Origin of the sequence: Dryocola clanedunensis, from assembly GCF_038405435.1 — a bacterium.
GTDB classification, from domain to species: domain Bacteria; phylum Pseudomonadota; class Gammaproteobacteria; order Enterobacterales; family Enterobacteriaceae; genus Dryocola; species Dryocola clanedunensis_A.
The window spans coordinates 1-534 of sequence record NZ_JBBYHZ010000202.1; the positions used below are offsets into that span (position 1 = coordinate 1).

Here is a 534-nt window from a genome sequence, read left to right on the forward strand (position 1 = left end):
CTTCGGGCTGGACATCGAGCATCGCCGCTTCGTCACCCGCGAGGACGCGCGCGACTGCATCGCGGACATGCGCGCCAATGGCATCGAGGTCATCGTCGGCACCGGCATGGCGATCGACCATGCCGAGCAGGTCGGGCTGCCCGGCGTGCTGCTGTACTCGGCCGACTCGGTACGACAGGCCTTCGAACATGCGCTGGAGCTGACCCAGACCCTGGCCCGCTCCGGTGCGTCCTCGTTGCGGCGGCGGGCACCGCCCAAGCGACGCGATGCCGACCATGCCCTGCTCGGCGACAGTGCCGCGATGCAGCAGGTGCGCGAGCACATCGCACTGTATGCGCCCTACGACAGCACGGTGCTGATCACCGGCGCCACCGGCACCGGCAAGGAACTGGTGGCCCGGCAACTGCACAGCGCCAGCGGCCGGCGTGGCCGCTTCGTCGCGCTGAACTGCGGGGCGATCAGCGAATCCCTGCTTGAAGCCGAGCTGTTCGGTTACAACGAAGGGGCGTTCACCGGCGCCCGCCGCGGCGGTCG

The 534-nt window shown here is 69.9% G+C and carries 1 protein-coding gene; it reads left to right on the plus strand.

The genetic code is table 11. The features are described from left to right. Positions 1–534: sigma 54-interacting transcriptional regulator (locus AAE045_RS24230; protein ID WP_455549843.1), on the plus strand; the 534-nt coding region annotated here is incomplete at both ends.